The sequence below is a fragment of the Lacicoccus alkaliphilus DSM 16010 genome (assembly GCF_900142805.1).
Taxonomy (GTDB): Bacteria; Bacillota; Bacilli; order Staphylococcales; family Salinicoccaceae; genus Lacicoccus; species Lacicoccus alkaliphilus.
The window spans coordinates 1-18,649 of the sequence record NZ_FRCF01000015.1; the positions used below are offsets into that span (position 1 = coordinate 1).

The following is an 18,649-nucleotide window of genomic DNA, read 5'->3' on the forward strand; positions in this document are numbered from 1 at the left end:
AGACGATGAGGTGGATAGGTTCGGCGTGTAAGTGTGGCGACACATGCAGCGGACGAATACTAATCGATCGATGACTTATTCAAAGATTTGTACCGTGTAGAGGGTTTTTTACACGATGTTGCTTGGCTTCTATATGGTTTTGAATGTACATTGCATTCAAATTGTCTGGTGGCAATGGCGGAGAGGCCACACCTGTTCCCATGCCGAACACAGCCGTTAAGCTCTCCAGCGCCGATGGTAGTTGGACTGACGTCCCGTTAGAGTAGGACGCCGCCAGGCAGACTTAGACCCGATCCCAGTGATCGGGTCTTTTTTATTGTCTTTTTTCTCTTATATAGTCAAGTGTTTAAAAAATGATGATGGATTGTGTTAGTATGGGGTATGGTCTTGAAGGCACCAATAATACCGGATAAGGTGATTGTATGTATTTGACGGATAAATTGAAGCAGCTTAAGCAGGAGAACGCCATATCAATGCATGTTCCGGGACATAAGAACATGACCATCGGAAGTTTGGATCAGCTGGAATGGACACATGATATGACGGAGATCACCGGCTTGGATGATCTGCATTCCCCTGAAGGTGTTTTGCTCAAGTTGAATGCATTCCTCTCCGGAAAGCATCCTGGCTACCATGCGCAGGCGATGGTGAATGGAACGACTGCAGGCATCTTGTCTGCCATATTTGCTGTCAGAGGGGAGATTGGCAGATTTGTGGTGGTTGGAGACGCCCATAAGTCGGTCTACCATGGACTTGAGATTGCAGGTACCCCTTTTGTAACTGTAGCTTTCGATGAATTATACAATATGGACGTTGGTGACTCTGCCGTGATCATTACATATCCTTCCTACAATGGTACTGTCGATCCCCGCATGGCTGAAATTATAGAGCATGTCGGATCTACAGACGGGATAAGCATCATTGATGAGGCGCATGGTGCCCATTTTGGAGTCACGGGGAATTTTCCGCAGTCTGCCCTGGAGTTTGGTGCAGATATCGTCATCCAGTCCTACCATAAGATGCTTCCGGCCCTGACAGGTGCTTCTGTAGCATTCACTAGAGAAAAAGACGTCCATAGAAGCATGATGAAATACATCGATTACTTTGAGACCTCAAGTCCCTCCTACTTGATACTCGCTTCCATAGAACTTGCACATCAATTTTACAATGAATTTGATGATGAGCTGTTTTTCAGCCAGAGAGAGACTTTGATTAAAAGTATGGAAGGTCGCGGGTTTTCAATCATTGAAACTGATGACCCGGCAAAGGTCACCCTCAATATGGAGGGCCTTTCCCCCTATGCGTTGTTCGATGCACTGGACCGGGCGGGGATTTATTCTGAAATGGTGACTGATGCAGGCGTTTTGTGGTGTCTGCCCTTGTTCCACCGGGGGGACAGATATCCTCTGGAGGCATTGTTGGAACGATTGACTAACCTCACAATTACGCAAAGCAGGAGGGGGACGAAATCTGAGGATTTGGATTTTCTGCTTGGAAAAACTGCCGTCCGTTCCGTAGTCCCCTATCCCCCGGGCGTACCGCTCATCCATGAAGGGGAACGTTTTACCGAAGAAGTTATTAGAACTATAATACATAAAAAGAGTTATCATGTTAAAATGGAAGGTATAGAAGACAATATCGAATGCTATAAGGTTGATGAGGACTCATGACATTATTTATTACCTTTGAAGGACCGGAAGGTTCCGGGAAGACGACAATGATCCAGATGATTGCGGAAGCACTTAAGGATACTCATGAAGTAGTGGTCACACGTGAGCCCGGCGGTATTCCAATCAGCGAGAAGATAAGGGACATACTCCTTGCCAATGATAATGAAATGGATGCAAGGACCGAAGCATTGCTGTTTGCAGCTGCAAGAAGGCAGCACCTGGTGGAGAAGGTCGTGCCTGCCCTGAAGGAGGGGAAGGTGGTTCTATGCGACCGCTTCATCGACAGTTCCCTCGCTTATCAGGGATATGCCAGGGGCCTTGGTGTCGAAAGCATCATGCAGATCAACCAATTTGCCATAGGAGACTGGATGCCGGACCTGACTATATACTTAAAGCTCGCTCCTGAAGCCGGCCTTAAAAGAATACAGGACAATGACCGCACCAGTAATCGGCTGGATAAAGAAACGCTGGCCTTCCATAAAGATGTGGTCTCAGGGTATAATGAGTTATCAGAAAATTATCCTGAACGCATCAAATTGGTTGATGCCGATCGTGAAATTGAAGATGTATTCAAGGACACATATCATATAGTGGAAAAATATTTAAATCATAGAGGTGACTGATGATGAAAATGGTAATAGCAATCGTACAGGATCATGATAGCCAGAGATTGTCAGACCGCTTGACCAAAGCAAACTTCAGGAACACGAAACTTGCATCGACAGGCGGATTCCTGCGCGCAGGCAACACGACCTTCCTTTGCGGTATCGATGATGAGAGGGTCGATGATCTGCTTAATCTGATAGATGACACTTGCGGAAACAGGGAACAGACTGTGGCACCTGTGACTCCGATGGGTGGGAATGCCGACTCCTACATCCCGTATCCGGTCGAAGTGGAAGTTGGCGGCGCAACGGTATTTGTACTGCCGATTGAACAATTTGAGAGATTCTGAGCGTTCAACAATGGAGATTAACCACACGATAGAGAAGAACCTGTTGAATGCCATCCAAAACAACCGTCTCAGCCATACGTATATGTTCGAAGGCGATGCATTGGAGACGCTCCGCAGATACAGTACGTTCTTCACCCTGAACATTTTTGGCGATACCCCCCGTAACCGGGCGTTGATGAAAGAGGGCAACCATCCTGATTTTTATTACCTGGGCACTGAGGAGACGACGATCAAAAAAGAAGAAGTCGCCCGTCTCATGCATGTGATGAACAACAAGCCCACTGAGACGGAGTATAAGGTATATGTCATAGAAGCTTTTGATAAATTGACGCCCCAGGCTGAAAACAGCCTCCTGAAATTTTTGGAAGAACCGCCTGAAAAGACGATTGCCCTGCTTTTGACGGTTGATAAAAGCAATATTCTGCCGACGATCCATTCGAGGGCCCAGCATATCTTTATAAGAGGGGACTCTTCGGACCGGTTGAAGGAACTGGAGTACCTGTCGGAAGATGATTTGCAGACGATCGATGCCTTGTCGCTGAATGCCGGGCATGTCAAGGATATGGGGGAGGATTTCAGCAAACTGAGGCAGGCGGCGCTGGAATTCTCTGTGAAATGGATGAACCGGCATTCGCTGGTACTCCTGGAAATCAAGCCGATGCTGGAGTGGTGCGATGAACGCCGGGATTATCTGCTGCTTCTGCAGTTGATAGACGGCTGCGTCCGCCAGGCGATGCATTCGAAGTTAAAACTCGATATATTCAAGCCCTATAATGAGGACTTGAAAGTCGATAGAATGATCAGTGTCAATCAGCTGACCAAAATGCTGGATGAAATAGAACAGGCCAACAAGATGATTCAATTCAATGTACACCCAATGCTCGCATTTGAGGGACTGGTTATCATTTCGAAAGGTTGATGAAGTATGATAAAACTCATGACTGCGACTCAATTAGATTACTTTAGTAATATTTATATAGATAGTAGTAAAGCATCTGTTAAAAGAGATGATTATATTATAGCCGAGACGAAACGCGGTATTGAACTGCTGCGTGTCGTGAAAGGCACGTATGAAATTTCAAAAGATAATATAGTTGAACCGGATGGTCAATTCATAAGATTTGCAGAAGATGGTGATCTGAAGAAGTATCATCATAACGAATCAAAGGCACGTGAAGCACTCAAGTTCTGCAAGAAATCTGTGATAGAAGAAAAACTGGATATGAACATTGTCAGTGCAATGTATACACTTGATGAGAAGAAGCTCATCTTCAAATTCACAGCAGATGAGCGGGTGGATTTCAGATCGCTCGTCAGAGTACTGGCAACACGTTTCAAGACACGTATCGAACTCAGGCAGGTCGGCGTCCGCGATGAAGCCAAGTTTTTAGGTGGTATCGGTCCATGCGGCCGTTCGCATTGCTGTTCGACCTTCCTCGGGGATTTCGTGCCCGTCAGCATACAGATGGCCAAAAACCAGGACTTGTCACTGTCACCGACGAAGATTTCGGGTGCCTGCGGCCGGTTGATGTGCTGCCTGAACTATGAAGACCAGTATTATGAAGAATCCCGCACCAAAATGCCTGATGTAGGTGAGACGATCGATACGCCGAACGGTAAGGGTAAAGTCATCGGGATGAATATACTGGATCTGGTTGTCCAGGTCAGATACAAAGATGACTATATCCAGGAATACCATTACGATGAACTGGAAGAAACGACTTCCGGCGGCGGTGTCTCCTAATGGATCGTGAACAGCTTTTTGACCACATCAGCAAGCTTGAGGCCGATCTCAGGAATATGCAGGAGAATCTGGATACACTGAAAGTGCACGCTGTAAATCTGGTCGAAGAGAATGTCAGTTTACAGATGGAAAATGAACATTATGAAGCACTTGTGAACAACACTGAAGAAAAAGCGGATGCTTCGTTCAAACATAACACTTTAAAAAATCTGTATGATGAAGGATTCCATATTTGCAATATACACTTTGGCACACACAGACATGGTGAGGAATGTCTTTTCTGCCAGGGCTTTTTAAATCAATGACAGGATCAAAAGCGGCTGCTGCCGCTTTTCTTATGCCGGAATGAGGTGAAAGGATTGTTGAAAGAGGACGAACGGTTGGATGAACTTTACCGGGAAGGTATGAAAATCATTCAAAGCAGCTCTGTATTCTCATTTTCAGTGGATGCTCTGCTGCTTGCCAATTTCACTAAAATCAGCAAACGGGATAAAAGAATAATGGATCTGTGTTCCGGCAACGGCATCATACCCATGCTGCTGTCGCACAGGACGAAGATTCCGATTGATGCCGTGGAAGTCCAGGAGCAGCTTGTGAGCATGGCAAAAAGAAGTTACGATATGAACGATAAGTCGGAACAGCTGAATATATATAATATCGATATCAATAATATAAAAGAGCATTTTGAACATTCGACATATGATGTCATCACGGTGAATCCGCCGTATTTCACAAATGACCAGCCTTTGAAGGTGCTCGGACCGCACAGTATAGCAAGGCACGAAGTGATGGTGGACCTGGAAGGCGTGGTCAGGGCGGCCCGGTACCTTGTCAAAAACAAAGGTCGTCTGTATATAGTGCACAGGGCTGAACGCAGTGCAGAAGTGATCTTCTGTTTGATGAATAATGGTTTCAGGGTCAAAACACAGCAGTATGTCTACAATGACCCGGCGGCGGGTCATGCGATGTTCGTCATCATCGAAGCGTTGTTCCATTCCCAGGCCTATGTGGATGTTTTACCGCCATTTTATATTTACCAGGAGCAGGATCGGTACTCGAAAGAGATGCTGGAGGTATATTATGGATAAATATCATGTATATATTGTGGAGTGCAAAGATGGCAGTCTGTACACAGGTTATGCCAGGGATGTCGCATCCCGCATCGAAAAACATAATCTGGGCATGGGCGCGAAGTATACACGGAACAGGCGGCCGGTCACGCTCAAATATCAGGAACCTTTTGATACCATGAGTAAGGCGATGAAAAGGGAAATCCAAATAAAGAAATTGACTCGGCCAGAGAAGCTGAAGTTGATTGAAGGGAGGACGCCATGAATCTGTATGTCACAGGTACACCGCTCGGAAACCTGGAAGATATGAGTGTCCGGGCCGTGAAGACATTAAAGGACGTGGATGCCATACTTTGTGAAGACACCCGGCTGACGAGGAAGCTCACCAATCATTTTGAAATTTCAACGCCGCTTCGCGCCTATCATGATTTCAACAAGGAAAAGGTCGAAGAAGAAATCCTCAATGATATGAGGGACGGTAAAGTCTTCGCGCTGGTCAGTGATGCGGGGATGCCGGCAATTTCAGACCCCGGCTATGAGCTGATCAGGAAAATGCAGGAAGAAGGAATGGAATATTCGATTATTCCCGCTGCCTCGGCATTCACACTTGCCCTGGTGGCGAGCGGCATCCCTTCATTCGAGTTCACATTTTTCGGTTTTCTCCCCAAAACCGGCAGCAAAAAGAACGAGAAGTTGAAACAGATCATGCATCACCCTTATACATCGGTGCTGTATGAATCGCCCCACAAGTTGAAGTCGACCATCCAAAGCATGATGGAAATGGATGCGGAGCGGGAAATCAGCATTTCAAGGGAAATCACAAAAAGATTTGAGCAGCACAGGCGCGGGACCGTCAAAGAGGTTCTTGGCATGCTTGGTGACGCCATTCCTTTAAAAGGGGAGTTTGTGATTGTGATACGGGGCTATGAAGAAGAAGCTGTGGTCAGCGACATCCCGATCAGGGAGCATGTCAACCAGTTCATCGATCAGGGGATGAAACCGACGAAAGCGATGAAGATGGTGGCAGACATCAAAGGGATGAAGAAGCAGGAAGTTTATGACATCTATAATGAATGAGACTGAAAAATAAAAAAGCCGGAATCTTATTGATTCCGGCGACCCTTGGATTATTCCCTGGGCATTTTATTTTGGATTTCTTCCATAAGCATTTTTGCGCCTTCTTCGCTTAAAATGATCCTGCCTTCAGCAAGTCTCATATTTTTATCGGAAACATCACCCGTAATATCACAGGTCATGGATGGCTTATACTTTTTGAGGATGATGGTGTCCTCGTCGGTATATATTTCTAAAGCATCTTTCACTTCGATGTCCAGTATCCTTCGTAATTCTATCGGGATGACAACGCGGCCAAGCTCATCGACCTTACGTACGATTCCAGTTGACTTCATTTGGAGTTCCTCCTTAACTATGTTTCTTCAAGAAATTTTGGGTTGTTTTGGGGGTTAGACGGTTAAGACTCTATTGAATGCTATAAATTCAATAAAAAAGAAGTAAAACACATATTATAGGAAAAAAAAGGATGGTCTTAAGATACACATGATTATATCACAAAAGCTTTCAGTGTTGCCAACATTTATACTGCAGCAATTGAAAATTGATTCTAAATTAGATATATTTAAATAATGAACAAATAGGAGGCAGTGGCATGGAAAAACCGACTTTTTATATAACTACGCCGATATATTACCCGAGTGGACAGCTTCATATCGGAAATGCATATACGACAATAGCGTGTGATGTCATGGCGAGGTATAAGCGTATGCGGGGATATGACGTATACTACCTGACCGGGGCTGATGAACACGGTCAGAAGATTGAGAAGAAAGCTCAAAAGATGGGTGTCTCACCTCAAAAATATGTCGATGATATGGCAGATGATATGAAGGCATTATGGTCTCTGCTTGAAATTACGAATGATCAGTTCATACGTACGACGGATGAGAATCATAAAGTGACAGTGCAGAAGATTTTTGAAAGATTGTTGGATCAGGGTGACATTTATTTAGGCGAATATGAAGGCTGGTATTCAGTTGAAGATGAGGAATTCTTCACTGAATCACAACTCTCCGAAGTTTACAGGGATGACGAGGGCGAAATGATCGGCGGAATCGCTCCGAGCGGTCACGAAGTGGAATTGGTGAAGGAGGAAAGCTACTTCTTCAGGATGAGCAAGTATGCAGACCGGCTTGTCCAGTACTATGAAGACAACCCCGGGTTCATACAGCCGGCTTCACGTAAAAATGAAATGCTGAACAACTTCATCAAGCCGGGCCTCGAAGATCTTGCGGTTTCGAGGACGACATTCGATTGGGGTATTCCTGTAAACTCAAATCCGGAGCATGTCGTATATGTCTGGATCGATGCTCTCACGAACTATATCACTGCACTCGGATACGGCTCGGATGACGAAACTTTATTTCATAAATACTGGCCTGCCGACGTCCAGATGATCGGTAAGGAGATCGTCAGGTTCCATGCCATTTACTGGCCGGTGATGCTGATGGCGCTGGATCTGCCGCTGCCTAAAAAACTCATGGGGCACGGCTGGTTGTTGATGAAGGACGGTAAGATGTCGAAGTCCAAAGGGAATGTCATCTACCCGGGCACACTGGTGGAGAGATACGGTCTCGATGCACTGCGCTACTACTTGATGAGAGAAGTGCCGTTCGGCTCTGACGGTGTCTTCACGCCGGAATCCTTCGTTGACCGCACCAATTTCGACCTTGCCAATGACCTCGGCAACCTGGTCAACCGTACACTGTCGATGATCAACAAGTACTTTGACGGTGAACTGCCCGATTACAGGGGACACGTCAATGAATTTGATGCAGATCTGGAAAATACGGTCGAAGGAAATATCGCTGCCTATGAAGAGGCCATGGAAGCACTCGAGTTCAACAAAGCACTGAGGGCGACATGGACGATCATCAGCCGGACGAACAAATATATAGATGAGACGACGCCATGGGTGCTTGCAAAAGATGCAGGCAGGAAAGAGGAGCTTGGTAATGTGATGGTGCATCTTGCGGAGAACATCCGCATTGCGGCCATCCTCCTCAAGCCATATCTGCCTCACGGTCCCAAAGAAATATTCAGGCAGTTGAATATGGTGGATGCAGCGCTTGAAGAATATGAATCCATCAGGACATACGGTGCGATTAAAGTGGACGGCAGAGTGATCGAAAAACCTAAGCCGATTTATCCGCGCCTCGATGTCGAAAGTGAAGTCGAGCATATCAAGAATTCGATGAAGCCGCCTGCACAGGCCGAGGAACAGGAAGAAGCACAGGAAGACGCTGCTTCCGGGCAGGTCACGATCGCCGATTTCGACAAAATAGAAATTAAAGCCGGAACGGTCATCAATGCCGAAGGCGTCAAAAAGGCGGATAAACTGCTGAAGGTCCAGGTGGATCTCGGAGAAGAAAAGCGTCAGATCGTCTCCGGTATCCGTGAGCAATACGAAGCCGAAGATATCATCGGCAAAAAAGTTCTGGTCGTCACGAACCTCCAACCGGTGAAGCTGCGCGGGGAGTTATCGGAAGGTATGATACTGACTGCTGAAAAAGGCAGCCGCCTGACACTGATCAGTGTGCCGGATGGTATAGAAAACGGCAGCATTGTAAAATAAGGAGTGGGATTTTTGCTGATTGATACACATGTGCATTTGAATGCGGATCACTATGACGCGGATCTGGATGAAGTCATTGAGCGGGCAAGAGCTGCGGGCGTTGAAAAAATGGTCGTTGTGGGCTTTGACCGCAAGACGATAGAGCGCACGATGAAACTGATTGATGAACATGAAGATGTGTATGGTGTCATCGGATGGCATCCGGTGGATGCAGTGGACTGTACAGAGGCAGACCTTGAGTGGATAGAAGCATTGTCACAACATGAGAAAATCGTCGGAATAGGTGAGACCGGCCTGGACTATCACTGGGATAAATCGCCAAAGGAGATTCAAAAGGACATCTTCAGACGTCAGATCGCCCTGGCGAAACGGGTCAAATTACCAATCATCATCCACAACAGGGATTCGACGGCAGATTGTGTGGAAATCCTGAAAGAAGAAGCGGCATATGAAGCAGGCGGTATCATGCATGCTTTCAGTGCAGATGAAAGAACGGCGGATGAAGTCATCGGCATGAACTTTTATATCTCACTCGGAGGCCCTGTCACGTTTAAAAATGCACAGCTGCCTAAAGACATCGCTGTACACGTGCCGCTGAACAGGCTCCTCGTGGAAACCGATGCCCCGTTTTTGACGCCGCATCCATACAGAGGGAAGCGCAATGAACCGGCTCATGTGAAACTTGTGGCTGAAAAGATTGCAGAATTACGGGGAGTATCATACGAAGTGCTTGCACAGGCGACCACTGAAAACGCTGAAGCGCTGTTCGATTTCAAATGAGGAAGCCGGGGGGTCCCCCGGCTTTTTTCATCAGCATTAAAAAAAAGTGCAGGATAAATAGTATGTTATGATATTCTCCAAAGGAGATAACAAATGGATAAACCAGTGATACATGAAGTGATTATAGTTGAAGGCCGGGACGACACGAGACGTCTGAAAGAAGCATTGGTCTGTGAAACGATCGAGACCAACGGCTCTGCGATCAATGAGAGGACGATGCAGGAAATCGAAGTGGCTTTAAAGACAAGGGGCGCGATCATATTGACGGATCCCGATTTCCCGGGCCATAAAATAAGGACTGCGATCTTAAAGCGTTTCCCCCATATAAAAGAAGCGTTCATATCCCGGAAAAAAGCGACAAGCAGGCGGGGGATCGGCATCGAACATGCCTCGATCGAAGATATACGCAGTGCGCTTAAGAATGTCCTTGTCAATCATGAGGTGGAGGTTGAGACGGTTTCAACAGAGGATATGCAGCTTTGGCAGCTGAGTGGGAGCGAAGATTCAAAAGCCAGGCGCGAACATTTGACTGCCAGGCTGAACATCGGCTATGCCAATGCAAAGCAATTGAAAAATAAACTGAACAGATACCGGATTGAGAAGGAAGAAATCACTTCAATTCTTTCAGAGTTGAAAAAGGATGGTTGATATGAAAGATATCGCAACAGCATCAAGAACAAAAGAGATATTGGATAAACATGGTGTAAAGTTCAAAAAAAGCCTGGGGCAGAATTTCCTGGTTGATGCCAACGTCATCCATAAAGTGCTTGATAAGGCGGAGGTGGATGAAGGGACGGCAGTGATCGAGGTCGGTCCGGGCATCGGTTCGCTCACTGAACAGATCGCTAAAAGAGCGGGGAAGGTCGTCGCCTATGAAATCGACCAAAGACTGATTCCTGTGCTGAATGATACGCTTGCACCCTATACCAATGTCGCAGTCATAAATGAAGACATTCTTGAAGCGGATATCGGGGGGATGATTGAAGAGGAATTCAGTGATTTCAAAGAAATCGTCGTCATCGCCAATCTGCCTTACTACATCACCACACCGATATTGATGAACTTTCTCATGCAGAAGCTGCCGATCGACCGTTATTACGTGATGATGCAGAAGGAAGTCGGGGAACGCATCAGTGCAAAACCGAACACGAAAGCATACGGCTCACTTTCCATTGCCATCGACTATTATACAGACGCAAAAACAGTCCAAAGCGTGCCTAAGTCGGTCTTCATGCCTGCGCCCAATGTGGATTCGATCATCGTGGAAATGAGGGCGCGCAAAGTGCCTAAAGTTTCCGTAAAAGATGAAGAAGTATTTTTTAAACTGACAAAAGGTGCGTTTGTACAGCGCAGAAAAACCATTTTGAACAATTATTTGATTTTATTTGAAGACGGCAAGAAACTTAAAGGGGAAATCAGTGCGCTGCTGAACGCGGCAGGCATCGATCCGGTACGCCGCGGAGAGAGTCTAACGATAGAAGATTTTGCAGCAATCTATCATAAACTGGGAGATTTCCCGACGTTAAAATTCGAATAAGTAAGATAATTATAACAACTTTTTGACAAAGTTATGTAAACTTGTTATAATGGACCTAGTGAGGTGGGCCAAATGCCAAAATCTTTAGTCGACATCAAAAAGATTCTTGATTGTCAGTTAGGTAATCGCGTAATACTTCGTGCCAACGGAGGCCGTAAGAAGTTAATAGAAAGACATGGTATTCTCAGAGAAACATATCCTTCTGTTTTCGTGGTAGAGCTTGATCAAGAAGAACATAATTTTGAAAGAGTGTCATATACATACACTGATGTATTGACATCGAATGTTGAAATGACTTTCGTCAACGAGCAGAGTGAAGCATTTGTAATCCAATAAGAACGGAACGGCTGACTGTATCAGCCAATATAAAATAGGGTGTAAAATCCGGTAATGGGGATTTTACACCCTATTTTTATATTTGGAATGAGTATCAGATGCTTCGTTTTAATTCATACTAAGTGCGTAAACAATATATTAGAAATCAAGGGATGGTATAAGTATACTGAAAGTACTAAAGTTTGGAGTGTGACGAATGGAAAATGAAAACCCCCATGTAATGCCGGAAATAGATCGTTCAAAAGGAATGGAAATCGGCCTGTATTCCCTCGGGGAGCATATGCCGAACCCGCATACCGGTGAACGCATTCCTGCCAGCCTGCGCCTCAAGGAAATCGTGGAAGCAGCGAAGATGGCGGAAGACGCCGGGCTGGATGTGTTTCAGGTGGGGGAATCCCATCAGGAGCACTTTGTGTCCCAGGCCCATCTGATATTGCTGTCGTCGATCGCCCAGGCGACAGACAGGATAAAAATCTCATCAGGGTCGACCATAATCAGTACATCAGACCCGGTGAGGGTATTTGAAGATGCCTCCACAATCGACTTACTGTCGGGGGGGAGAATGGAAGTCGTGGCCGGCAGGGCTTCTAGGGTCGGCCTTTATGAACTGCTTGGATACAGTCTGAATGATTACGAGGCACTATTTGAAGAGAAATTCGAATTATTATTGCAGATCAATGAAAATGAGAGGGTGGACTGGCAAGGTGAATTTAGGGCACCGTTGAACAATGCACAAGTCATTCCAAGACCGGAAAATGAAGATGCGGGACTGCCGATATGGAGAGCGGTCGGCGGTTCTCTCTCATCTGCCCAAAAAGCGGGGAGGATCGGCGTACCAATGTATCAGGCCCATCTTGGCGGACCGGCTGAAGCGTTCAAATCACGGATTGACCTGTACAGGGAGACGGCCTTTGAAAATGGGTTCAATCCCGATGAACTGCCTGTGGCAACAGCAGGGTTCATGTATATCAGGGAAAACATGATGGATGCGTACAAAGAATATTATCCGCATATCAATGAGGGCATGAAGCTTTCAAACGGACAGGGCTTTCCAAAGCAGGCATTTGCACAGGGGCAGGATGTCAAAAGTGTCATCAATGTAGGGTCGCCTGAACACATCGTCGAAAAGATGCTGTATCAGCATGAAATGTTCAACCACGATCGCTATATCGGCCAGATCGATTTTGGGGGCGTGTCCCTCGATAACATCAAACGGACGATAGATCTTCTCGGTGAAAAAGTGGTGCCGGAAGTGAAGAAGCACACAAAAAGAACTAAAGGAGAATAATGACAATGAATATTTTGGTTTTATCAGGTTCGAATGCGGGGAATAAAACACGCATCGCCACAACGCTGCTCAAAGAGAAGCTGGAAACCCAGTACAGCACCGAAAGTATCGAATACATCAACCTCCAGGATGTGACCCTCCCTTTCAGTGATGGGAGGAACTATATGGATTACGGCGGTGATGCCACTGAAGTACTGACCAAAGTCATGGCGGCGGATGTACTTTTCATCGGCAGTCCGATCTTCCAGGCGTCCATGCCGGCCTCATTGAAGAATGTATTCGACCTTCTGCCCCGGAATGCGTTGGAAGGTAAGACGGTCAGCATGCTGATCACGGCAGGCTCCGATAAACACTTCCTGATTCCCGAATACAATTATAAGCCGGTGCTCAGCTACTTGAAGGCGAATATCGTCCCGAGATATGTCTTCATGCTGGATACGAACTTTCATGATGGGGCACTGCAGGGGGATGATGTGCATCTGCGCCTCGACAGACTGATTGATGACACCATGGTCCTGGCAAGAACCTACGAGGAGATCAGGGTCAAAGCAGATGCGCAATTTGGATTTTAAACAGAAAAAAGCCCGCATAAGTCAAAGGACTTTATGCGGGCTTGATTGTTATAATGAAATTAACGGATTGTCTTAAGCGCTTTTGCCCAATTCACAACATCCGTGACCACTGCTTCCATCGTTGCATTGTGGACTTCTGCAGGTTTGAAAGTGCTCATTTCTTCAAAGTCAGTGAACAGGCTGAAAGCGCCCTGCGGCGTGACGATCGCGAGCTTCAGGTTCGCTAAAGTGCTGCGCAGTGACATTGAGGCAGCAATTCCCAAAGTGGAGCCGTATGACACGATTCCTGCGGACTTGTTGTTCCACTCGGAAGCGATGTAGTCGATATGGTCCTTCAATGAAGAAGAGATGTTTTTATTATATTCAGGCGTGACGAAAATGAAGCCGTCCAATGAGTCGATTTTTTCAGACCATGCTTGAATTTTATCATTGGAATACTCTTTATTCGCCATGGCCGGCGGCAGTTTTTCATTGAAGCGGTCCAGACCGTATTCCTTGATGTCGACAAGTTCAAATTCTGCATCCGTGTTCCGCTTTTCAGCGAAGTCCTTGACCCATTCTGCAACCTGTGTGCTGACGCGGCCTTCGCGTGTGCTTCCTACAATAACACCAATCTTAGTCATAAATCTTTCCTCCGAATAACATATATTTATTTAATTACATAATGTAACTAGCTATGTGATTATAATACAATATGTCTTCAAATAATGAAAGGGGAAAAGTCTCGAAATCTAAATGAATACGTTTCCAATATTATTATGGTCCTTTAGTCTTATTTTTTATATAATGATCATTAGTGGAAAACAGATGACTGACAGAATGGAAGACGGTACTGCTTACCGTCTTTTTTAATTTTATGTTGCGACCATATAGATCTTTGATCTATGTTAAAATAGACAAAAATATAAGGACAAAATGGAGACAGTATTATGCATTATGAAACAGCTCCGGCTAAAATCAATTTAACTTTGGATACGCTTTTTAAGCGCGCTGATAATTTTCACGAAGTCAGCATGGTGATGACGACCGTGGATCTGAATGATCAATTGTCTTTCGAGAAGCGTGACGACAATAAAATAATCATAGAGACCGAAAACCAGTATTTGCCGAATGATAAGAAAAATCTGGCTTACCAGGCTGCGGCACTGATGATGGAAGCTTACGGCATCAGTGCAGGAGTGAATATTTTCATCGACAAGAACATTCCCATTTCAGCAGGGCTCGCCGGGGGTTCAAGTGATGCGGCTGCGACATTCAGGGGGATGAATGCACTTTACGGTCTCGGGCGGCCGCTGGAAGAGCTTGCGGACCTCAGCGCACAACTTGGGTCCGATATACCATTTTGCGTATATGGCCGTACGGCTCTCTGTACCGGAAGAGGCGAGAAGGTCTCGCTCCTCCCGAAACCCACGAATGCCTGGGTGATACTTGCGAAGCCTTCAATCGGTGTATCGACGAAAACGATATATTCACACCTGAACCCGGGGAAGCATGAACCTGCATCAGGAAAAGTGGTTGAAGCGGCGCTCGCAGGTGATTATGACGGTGTCATCCATCATATGAAGAATGACCTGGAAGAAGTGACCGTCGAGCATTATCCGGAAGTCGCCAGGCTGATCCAGAATATGGAGGCTTCGGGTGCAGACAAGGCGATGATGAGCGGCAGCGGGCCGACAGTGGTCGGACTGGTGCAGAAAGAAAGGCAGGCCATCCATGTATACAATTCGATGCGCGGATGCTGCAACGAAGTTTATCGTGTCAGACTGCTCGGATAATTGCTTAAAGACGAACGATTATGATAACATCTTACTTAATAATACGGAATTGGAGAGTTATCATGAAATATAAACGTAGTGAGCGTCTTGTATATATGACGCAGTATTTATCCTCCCACCCGAATGAATTGATTCCGCTCACGTATTTTGTGGAGCAGTTCAATCAGGCAAAGTCTTCAATCAGTGAGGATATCCGGATCATCAAGCATGTGTTTGAGGAAGATGGCATAGGCGCCGTCAGGACGACTGCAGGTGCCGGCGGGGGCATCACTTTCCACCCGGAGATCAGCAGGAAACATGCGGAGGATATTGTCAAGGGGTTCAAGGAAGTCCTGGGGACGAGTGACAGACTGCTGCCGGGTGGCTATCTGTACATGTCCGATATCATGGGGAATCCGGCGTTGATGAATTCCATAGGCGAACTGATTGCAACCATGTACAAAAACGAAGAGATCGATGCTGTAGTGACGATTGCCACAAAGGGGATATCACTTGCCAATGCAGTGGCAGGAAAGCTGAATGCACCGGTCGCCATCATCCGTAAAGACAATAAAGTGACCGAAGGGTCGACCGTTTCCGTGAACTATGTATCCGGATCCACCCGCAAGATAGAAACGATGGTGCTTTCCAAGCGTACACTGAAAGAAGGGTCGAGCGTCCTCGTCGTGGACGATTTCCTCCGTGCGGGAGGGTCCATTTCAGGCGTGATGAACCTGATGGAGGAATTCAATGCACGGATTGTCGGCGTCAGTGTGCTGGTGGAAGCCAAGGAAGTGGAGAACAGAAGGTTCAAGGACTACACCTCCCTGTTGAAGGTTTCGGAAATCGATGAATACAACCAGTCCTTTGTAGTGGAAGAAGGCAATTGTTTGGAGTATATTGATAATAATAAATAAAAGGAGTGTTATGAATGCAACCGATCAACGCAGATAAGGCGCCTGAGGCTTTGGGCCCGTATAGTCACGGTGTGAAAACCGGCAATTTATTTTTCTCGTCAGGTCAGATACCCCTGACCAAGGAGGGGGAAATCATTTCCGAAGACGTCAAAGAGCAGACCGGCCAGGTGATGAGGAATGTAGGCCATGTACTTGAAGCGGCAGGTTTAAGTTTCGACAATATCGTCAAGACGACGATTTTCATTGCGGATATGAACGACTTCCCCCATATCAACGAGGTTTATGGTTCCTATTTTCAGGGTAAATTACCAGCAAGGTCATGTGTGGAAGTCAGTCGTCTACCGAAAGATGTTCAGGTAGAAATTGAAGTTGTTGCATCGATGGAATAACACAATGCGCAATAACTGGATGTGATCATAAATCAGACTGCAGCGGCAACACATTTGATCCAACAATATCAACGTATTGGGGGAACTGAAATGCAAATTACAGATGTCAGGCTGCGTAAAGTCAATAATCAGGACACAAGAATGAAAGCACTGGTTTCAATTACATTCGATGACGCGTTCGTCATCCATGATTTAAGGGTGATTGAAGGTAATAACGGACTTTTCGTGGCAATGCCAAGTAAGCGGACACCGGACGGTGAATTCAGGGACATTGCCCATCCAATCCATTCGGATATGAGGCAGCATGTTCAGGAAGAGATCATGAAAGTTTATGAAGACACTGAAGATGTGGCGGCTGCGCCGAAAGAAGATGAAGACGGAATTGCCGAAGAAGAGTCGGAAGCTGAACCTGATGTAACTGAAGATGAACACGATGAAGAAGACAAAGTTTAAAATACCAATATGAGCATGAAATCTGAATCCAGGTTTTGTGCTCATTTTTTGGTTTGCGTTCCTGGCATTTGATTGTTAATTTTTTTACAAACTCTTAAGGTTCGTCTTGAAAGTCATTATAGAGTAAAATATAATTGATATATCGATTAAATGGAGGTTGATTATGCAAACACGAGCGATAATCTTGGCGGCCGGCAAGGGAACACGCATGAAGTCGAGGAAGGCGAAGGTCTTACATGAATTATGTGGTTTACCAATGATCCAGCATGTGATCAATAACGTAAAAGAGGCCGGGTTTGAGGAAGTACATACAATCATCGGGCCTGACAGTCAGGAAGTCGGTGAATATCTGGGCGGCAGTGTTGAAAAGACCGTCCAGAAAGAGCAGCTCGGCACAGCGCATGCAGTCAACCAGCTGAGTGGTGCACTCTCCGGTCAGGACGGGGATACTCTGGTCATCTGCGGTGATACACCCCTGATCTCCCCGCTGACGATCAAAAACCTCCTGGAGTTCCACCGTGAAAGGAAATCACTCGCAACCATCCTATCCGCCGAGGCGGAAATTCCGACGGGCTACGGCAGGGTGGTCAGGAATTATGACGGTTCGGTGAAGAGGATCGTTGAGGAAAAAGATGCCACATCTGAAATCAGGGAACTGCATGAAATCAGTACAGGCACTTTCATCTTTGATAATCAGGCACTTTTTAAAGCTCTGGAAAAGGTGACCGCCGAGAATGCCCAAAATGAATATTACCTACCCGATGTCATCAGCATAATGTTTTCGGAACATAAGCTGATCGATGCTTATGAAACAGCAGGTTTCAACGAGACGATGGGCATCAATGACAGGGTGGCCCTGGCCAGGGCGGAGGAGCTTCTTCGTGAGCAGATCAACATCCGGCACATGCAGAATGGTGTGTCTTTTATGGATCCTAAAGCAACTTATGTCGATGCAACGGTGAAAATCGGCATGGACACCTTGATTTACCCGGGGGCTGTTTTAAGCGGCGATACAACCATCGGGGAAAATGTTACAATAACAACCGCCTCCCATATCACGGACTCTCATATAGAGGATGATGCCGTCATCAAGCAATCCGTCTTATCCGGTGCAAGAGTGGGCAAAGGGACGACTGTCGGTCCGTACGCCCAGCTCCGGCCGGGTGCAAAGCTTGGAGAGAATGTGAAGGTCGGTAATTTTGTCGAAGTGAAGAAATCGGAGCTTGAAGATGAATCGAAAGTCTCCCATTTAAGTTATATCGGAGATGCCTATATAGGGGAGCGCACCAATATAGGATGCGGCACCATCACCGTCAATTACGATGGAAAGAACAAATACAGGACCGAGATAGGCAAAGATTCATTCATAGGCTGCAATGCCAACCTGGTCGCGCCGGTCAGGATCGGAGACCGGTCATTCATCGCAGCAGGATCAACTGTGACCGAAGAGGTGCCGGATGACAGTCTGGCGATCGCAAGGAACAGGCAGACGACAAAAGAAGGCTATTATAAAAACTCAAAATAATGGAGGCAAA

The 18,649-nt window shown here is 46.2% G+C and carries 23 protein-coding genes and 2 rRNA genes; 23 read left to right on the forward strand and 2 right to left on the reverse strand.

Features of this window, described 5'->3' with window-relative positions:
• The 11 genes from BUA12_RS11820 to rsmI all read left to right on the forward strand — a co-directional run.
• Nucleotides 1-83: ribosomal RNA gene (locus tag BUA12_RS11820) — 23S ribosomal RNA — on the forward strand; the annotation flags it as partial.
• Between the two features lie 81 nt (nucleotides 84-164).
• Nucleotides 165-279: ribosomal RNA gene (gene rrf, locus BUA12_RS11825) — 5S ribosomal RNA — on the forward strand.
• A gap of 149 nt (nucleotides 280-428) precedes the next feature.
• Entirely contained in the window at nucleotides 429-1,670 is a 1,242-nt protein-coding gene (locus BUA12_RS11830; RefSeq protein WP_178138271.1) for an Orn/Lys/Arg family decarboxylase, read from the forward strand.
• Nucleotides 1,667-2,293: a dTMP kinase gene (gene tmk / locus BUA12_RS11835; protein ID WP_072710829.1), complete on the forward strand. Its 627-nt coding sequence runs from the start codon at nucleotides 1,667-1,669 to the stop codon at nucleotides 2,291-2,293. Before BUA12_RS11830 ends, tmk begins: the two co-directional genes overlap by 4 nt.
• A gap of 2 nt (nucleotides 2,294-2,295) precedes the next feature.
• Complete coding sequence (gene darA, locus BUA12_RS11840) at nucleotides 2,296-2,625, forward strand: cyclic di-AMP receptor DarA (protein WP_072710866.1); 330 nt, start codon at nucleotides 2,296-2,298, stop codon at nucleotides 2,623-2,625.
• A 10-nt stretch (nucleotides 2,626-2,635) separates the two neighbouring features.
• Nucleotides 2,636-3,544 carry a DNA polymerase III subunit gene (locus BUA12_RS11845; RefSeq protein ID WP_072710830.1) on the forward strand — a complete coding sequence of 303 codons (909 nt, stop codon included), beginning with the start codon at nucleotides 2,636-2,638 and terminating at the stop codon, nucleotides 3,542-3,544.
• Between the two features lie 6 nt (nucleotides 3,545-3,550).
• Complete coding sequence (locus BUA12_RS11850; protein WP_072710831.1) at nucleotides 3,551-4,369, forward strand: PSP1 domain-containing protein; 819 nt, start codon at nucleotides 3,551-3,553, stop codon at nucleotides 4,367-4,369.
• Nucleotides 4,369-4,674, forward strand: a complete 306-nt coding sequence (locus BUA12_RS11855; RefSeq protein ID WP_072710832.1) for an initiation-control protein YabA — start codon at nucleotides 4,369-4,371, stop codon at nucleotides 4,672-4,674. The genes BUA12_RS11850 and BUA12_RS11855 overlap by 1 nt, the downstream gene beginning before the upstream one ends.
• A gap of 45 nt (nucleotides 4,675-4,719) precedes the next feature.
• Nucleotides 4,720-5,457, forward strand: coding sequence for a tRNA1(Val) (adenine(37)-N6)-methyltransferase (locus tag BUA12_RS11860; protein WP_245772816.1), 738 nt, complete (start codon nucleotides 4,720-4,722; stop codon nucleotides 5,455-5,457).
• On the forward strand, nucleotides 5,450-5,704 hold the full coding sequence (locus BUA12_RS11865; protein ID WP_072710834.1) for a GIY-YIG nuclease family protein: 255 nt from the start codon (nucleotides 5,450-5,452) through the stop codon (nucleotides 5,702-5,704). The genes BUA12_RS11860 and BUA12_RS11865 overlap by 8 nt, the downstream gene beginning before the upstream one ends.
• The gene (gene rsmI / locus BUA12_RS11870; protein ID WP_072710835.1) at nucleotides 5,701-6,516 is read left to right on the forward strand and encodes a 16S rRNA (cytidine(1402)-2'-O)-methyltransferase; all 816 of its coding nucleotides are present in this window, start codon (nucleotides 5,701-5,703) and stop codon (nucleotides 6,514-6,516) included. The genes BUA12_RS11865 and rsmI overlap by 4 nt, the downstream gene beginning before the upstream one ends.
• A gap of 50 nt (nucleotides 6,517-6,566) precedes the next feature.
• Here rsmI and abrB read toward each other — a convergent pair whose 3' ends face one another.
• A complete protein-coding gene (abrB, locus tag BUA12_RS11875; protein WP_072710836.1) occupies nucleotides 6,567-6,848 on the reverse strand; it encodes a transition state genes transcriptional regulator AbrB in 282 nt (93 codons plus the stop codon).
• Nucleotides 6,849-7,105: 257 nt separating this feature from the next.
• On the opposite strand from abrB, the gene metG reads away from it, so the two are divergent.
• The 7 genes from metG (at nucleotide 7,106) to BUA12_RS11910 (ending at nucleotide 13,601) form a co-directional block, all read left to right on the forward strand.
• The gene (gene metG, locus BUA12_RS11880) at nucleotides 7,106-9,088 is read left to right on the forward strand and encodes a methionine--tRNA ligase (protein ID WP_072710837.1); all 1,983 of its coding nucleotides are present in this window, start codon (nucleotides 7,106-7,108) and stop codon (nucleotides 9,086-9,088) included.
• Nucleotides 9,089-9,100: 12 nt separating this feature from the next.
• Nucleotides 9,101-9,868, forward strand: a complete 768-nt coding sequence (locus BUA12_RS11885; protein WP_072710838.1) for a TatD family hydrolase — start codon at nucleotides 9,101-9,103, stop codon at nucleotides 9,866-9,868.
• 93 nt (nucleotides 9,869-9,961) lie between these two features.
• Nucleotides 9,962-10,516, forward strand: coding sequence for a ribonuclease M5 (gene rnmV, locus BUA12_RS11890; RefSeq protein WP_072710839.1), 555 nt, complete (start codon nucleotides 9,962-9,964; stop codon nucleotides 10,514-10,516).
• A complete protein-coding gene (gene rsmA, locus BUA12_RS11895; protein ID WP_072710840.1) occupies nucleotides 10,509-11,405 on the forward strand; it encodes a 16S rRNA (adenine(1518)-N(6)/adenine(1519)-N(6))-dimethyltransferase RsmA in 897 nt (298 codons plus the stop codon). The genes rnmV and rsmA overlap by 8 nt, the downstream gene beginning before the upstream one ends.
• Before the next feature lie 72 nt (nucleotides 11,406-11,477).
• Entirely contained in the window at nucleotides 11,478-11,741 is a 264-nt protein-coding gene (veg, locus tag BUA12_RS11900) for a biofilm formation stimulator Veg (protein WP_072710841.1), read from the forward strand.
• 196 nt (nucleotides 11,742-11,937) lie between these two features.
• A complete protein-coding gene (locus tag BUA12_RS11905) occupies nucleotides 11,938-13,029 on the forward strand; it encodes an LLM class flavin-dependent oxidoreductase (RefSeq protein ID WP_415735788.1) in 1,092 nt (363 codons plus the stop codon).
• A gap of 5 nt (nucleotides 13,030-13,034) precedes the next feature.
• Nucleotides 13,035-13,601, forward strand: coding sequence for an NADPH-dependent FMN reductase (locus BUA12_RS11910; RefSeq protein ID WP_072710842.1), 567 nt, complete (start codon nucleotides 13,035-13,037; stop codon nucleotides 13,599-13,601).
• Between the two features lie 59 nt (nucleotides 13,602-13,660).
• Here the strand turns inward: BUA12_RS11910 and BUA12_RS11915 are convergent, their stop codons facing one another.
• The gene (locus BUA12_RS11915; protein WP_072710843.1) at nucleotides 13,661-14,224 is read right to left on the reverse strand and encodes an NADPH-dependent FMN reductase; all 564 of its coding nucleotides are present in this window, start codon (nucleotides 14,222-14,224) and stop codon (nucleotides 13,661-13,663) included.
• Nucleotides 14,225-14,530: 306 nt separating this feature from the next.
• On the opposite strand from BUA12_RS11915, the gene ispE reads away from it, so the two are divergent.
• The 5 genes from ispE (at nucleotide 14,531) to glmU (ending at nucleotide 18,639) form a co-directional block, all read left to right on the forward strand.
• Nucleotides 14,531-15,376, forward strand: coding sequence for a 4-(cytidine 5'-diphospho)-2-C-methyl-D-erythritol kinase (ispE, locus tag BUA12_RS11920; protein WP_072710844.1), 846 nt, complete (start codon nucleotides 14,531-14,533; stop codon nucleotides 15,374-15,376).
• A 62-nt stretch (nucleotides 15,377-15,438) separates the two neighbouring features.
• Complete coding sequence (gene purR / locus BUA12_RS11925; RefSeq protein WP_072710845.1) at nucleotides 15,439-16,272, forward strand: pur operon repressor; 834 nt, start codon at nucleotides 15,439-15,441, stop codon at nucleotides 16,270-16,272.
• Nucleotides 16,273-16,286: 14 nt separating this feature from the next.
• A complete protein-coding gene (locus BUA12_RS11930) occupies nucleotides 16,287-16,661 on the forward strand; it encodes a RidA family protein (RefSeq protein ID WP_072710846.1) in 375 nt (124 codons plus the stop codon).
• A 90-nt stretch (nucleotides 16,662-16,751) separates the two neighbouring features.
• The gene (gene spoVG / locus BUA12_RS11935; RefSeq protein WP_072710847.1) at nucleotides 16,752-17,114 is read left to right on the forward strand and encodes a septation regulator SpoVG; all 363 of its coding nucleotides are present in this window, start codon (nucleotides 16,752-16,754) and stop codon (nucleotides 17,112-17,114) included.
• A gap of 163 nt (nucleotides 17,115-17,277) precedes the next feature.
• Complete coding sequence (gene glmU, locus BUA12_RS11940; RefSeq protein WP_072710848.1) at nucleotides 17,278-18,639, forward strand: bifunctional UDP-N-acetylglucosamine diphosphorylase/glucosamine-1-phosphate N-acetyltransferase GlmU; 1,362 nt, start codon at nucleotides 17,278-17,280, stop codon at nucleotides 18,637-18,639.
• The last annotated feature ends 10 nt before the right edge of the window (nucleotides 18,640-18,649 follow it).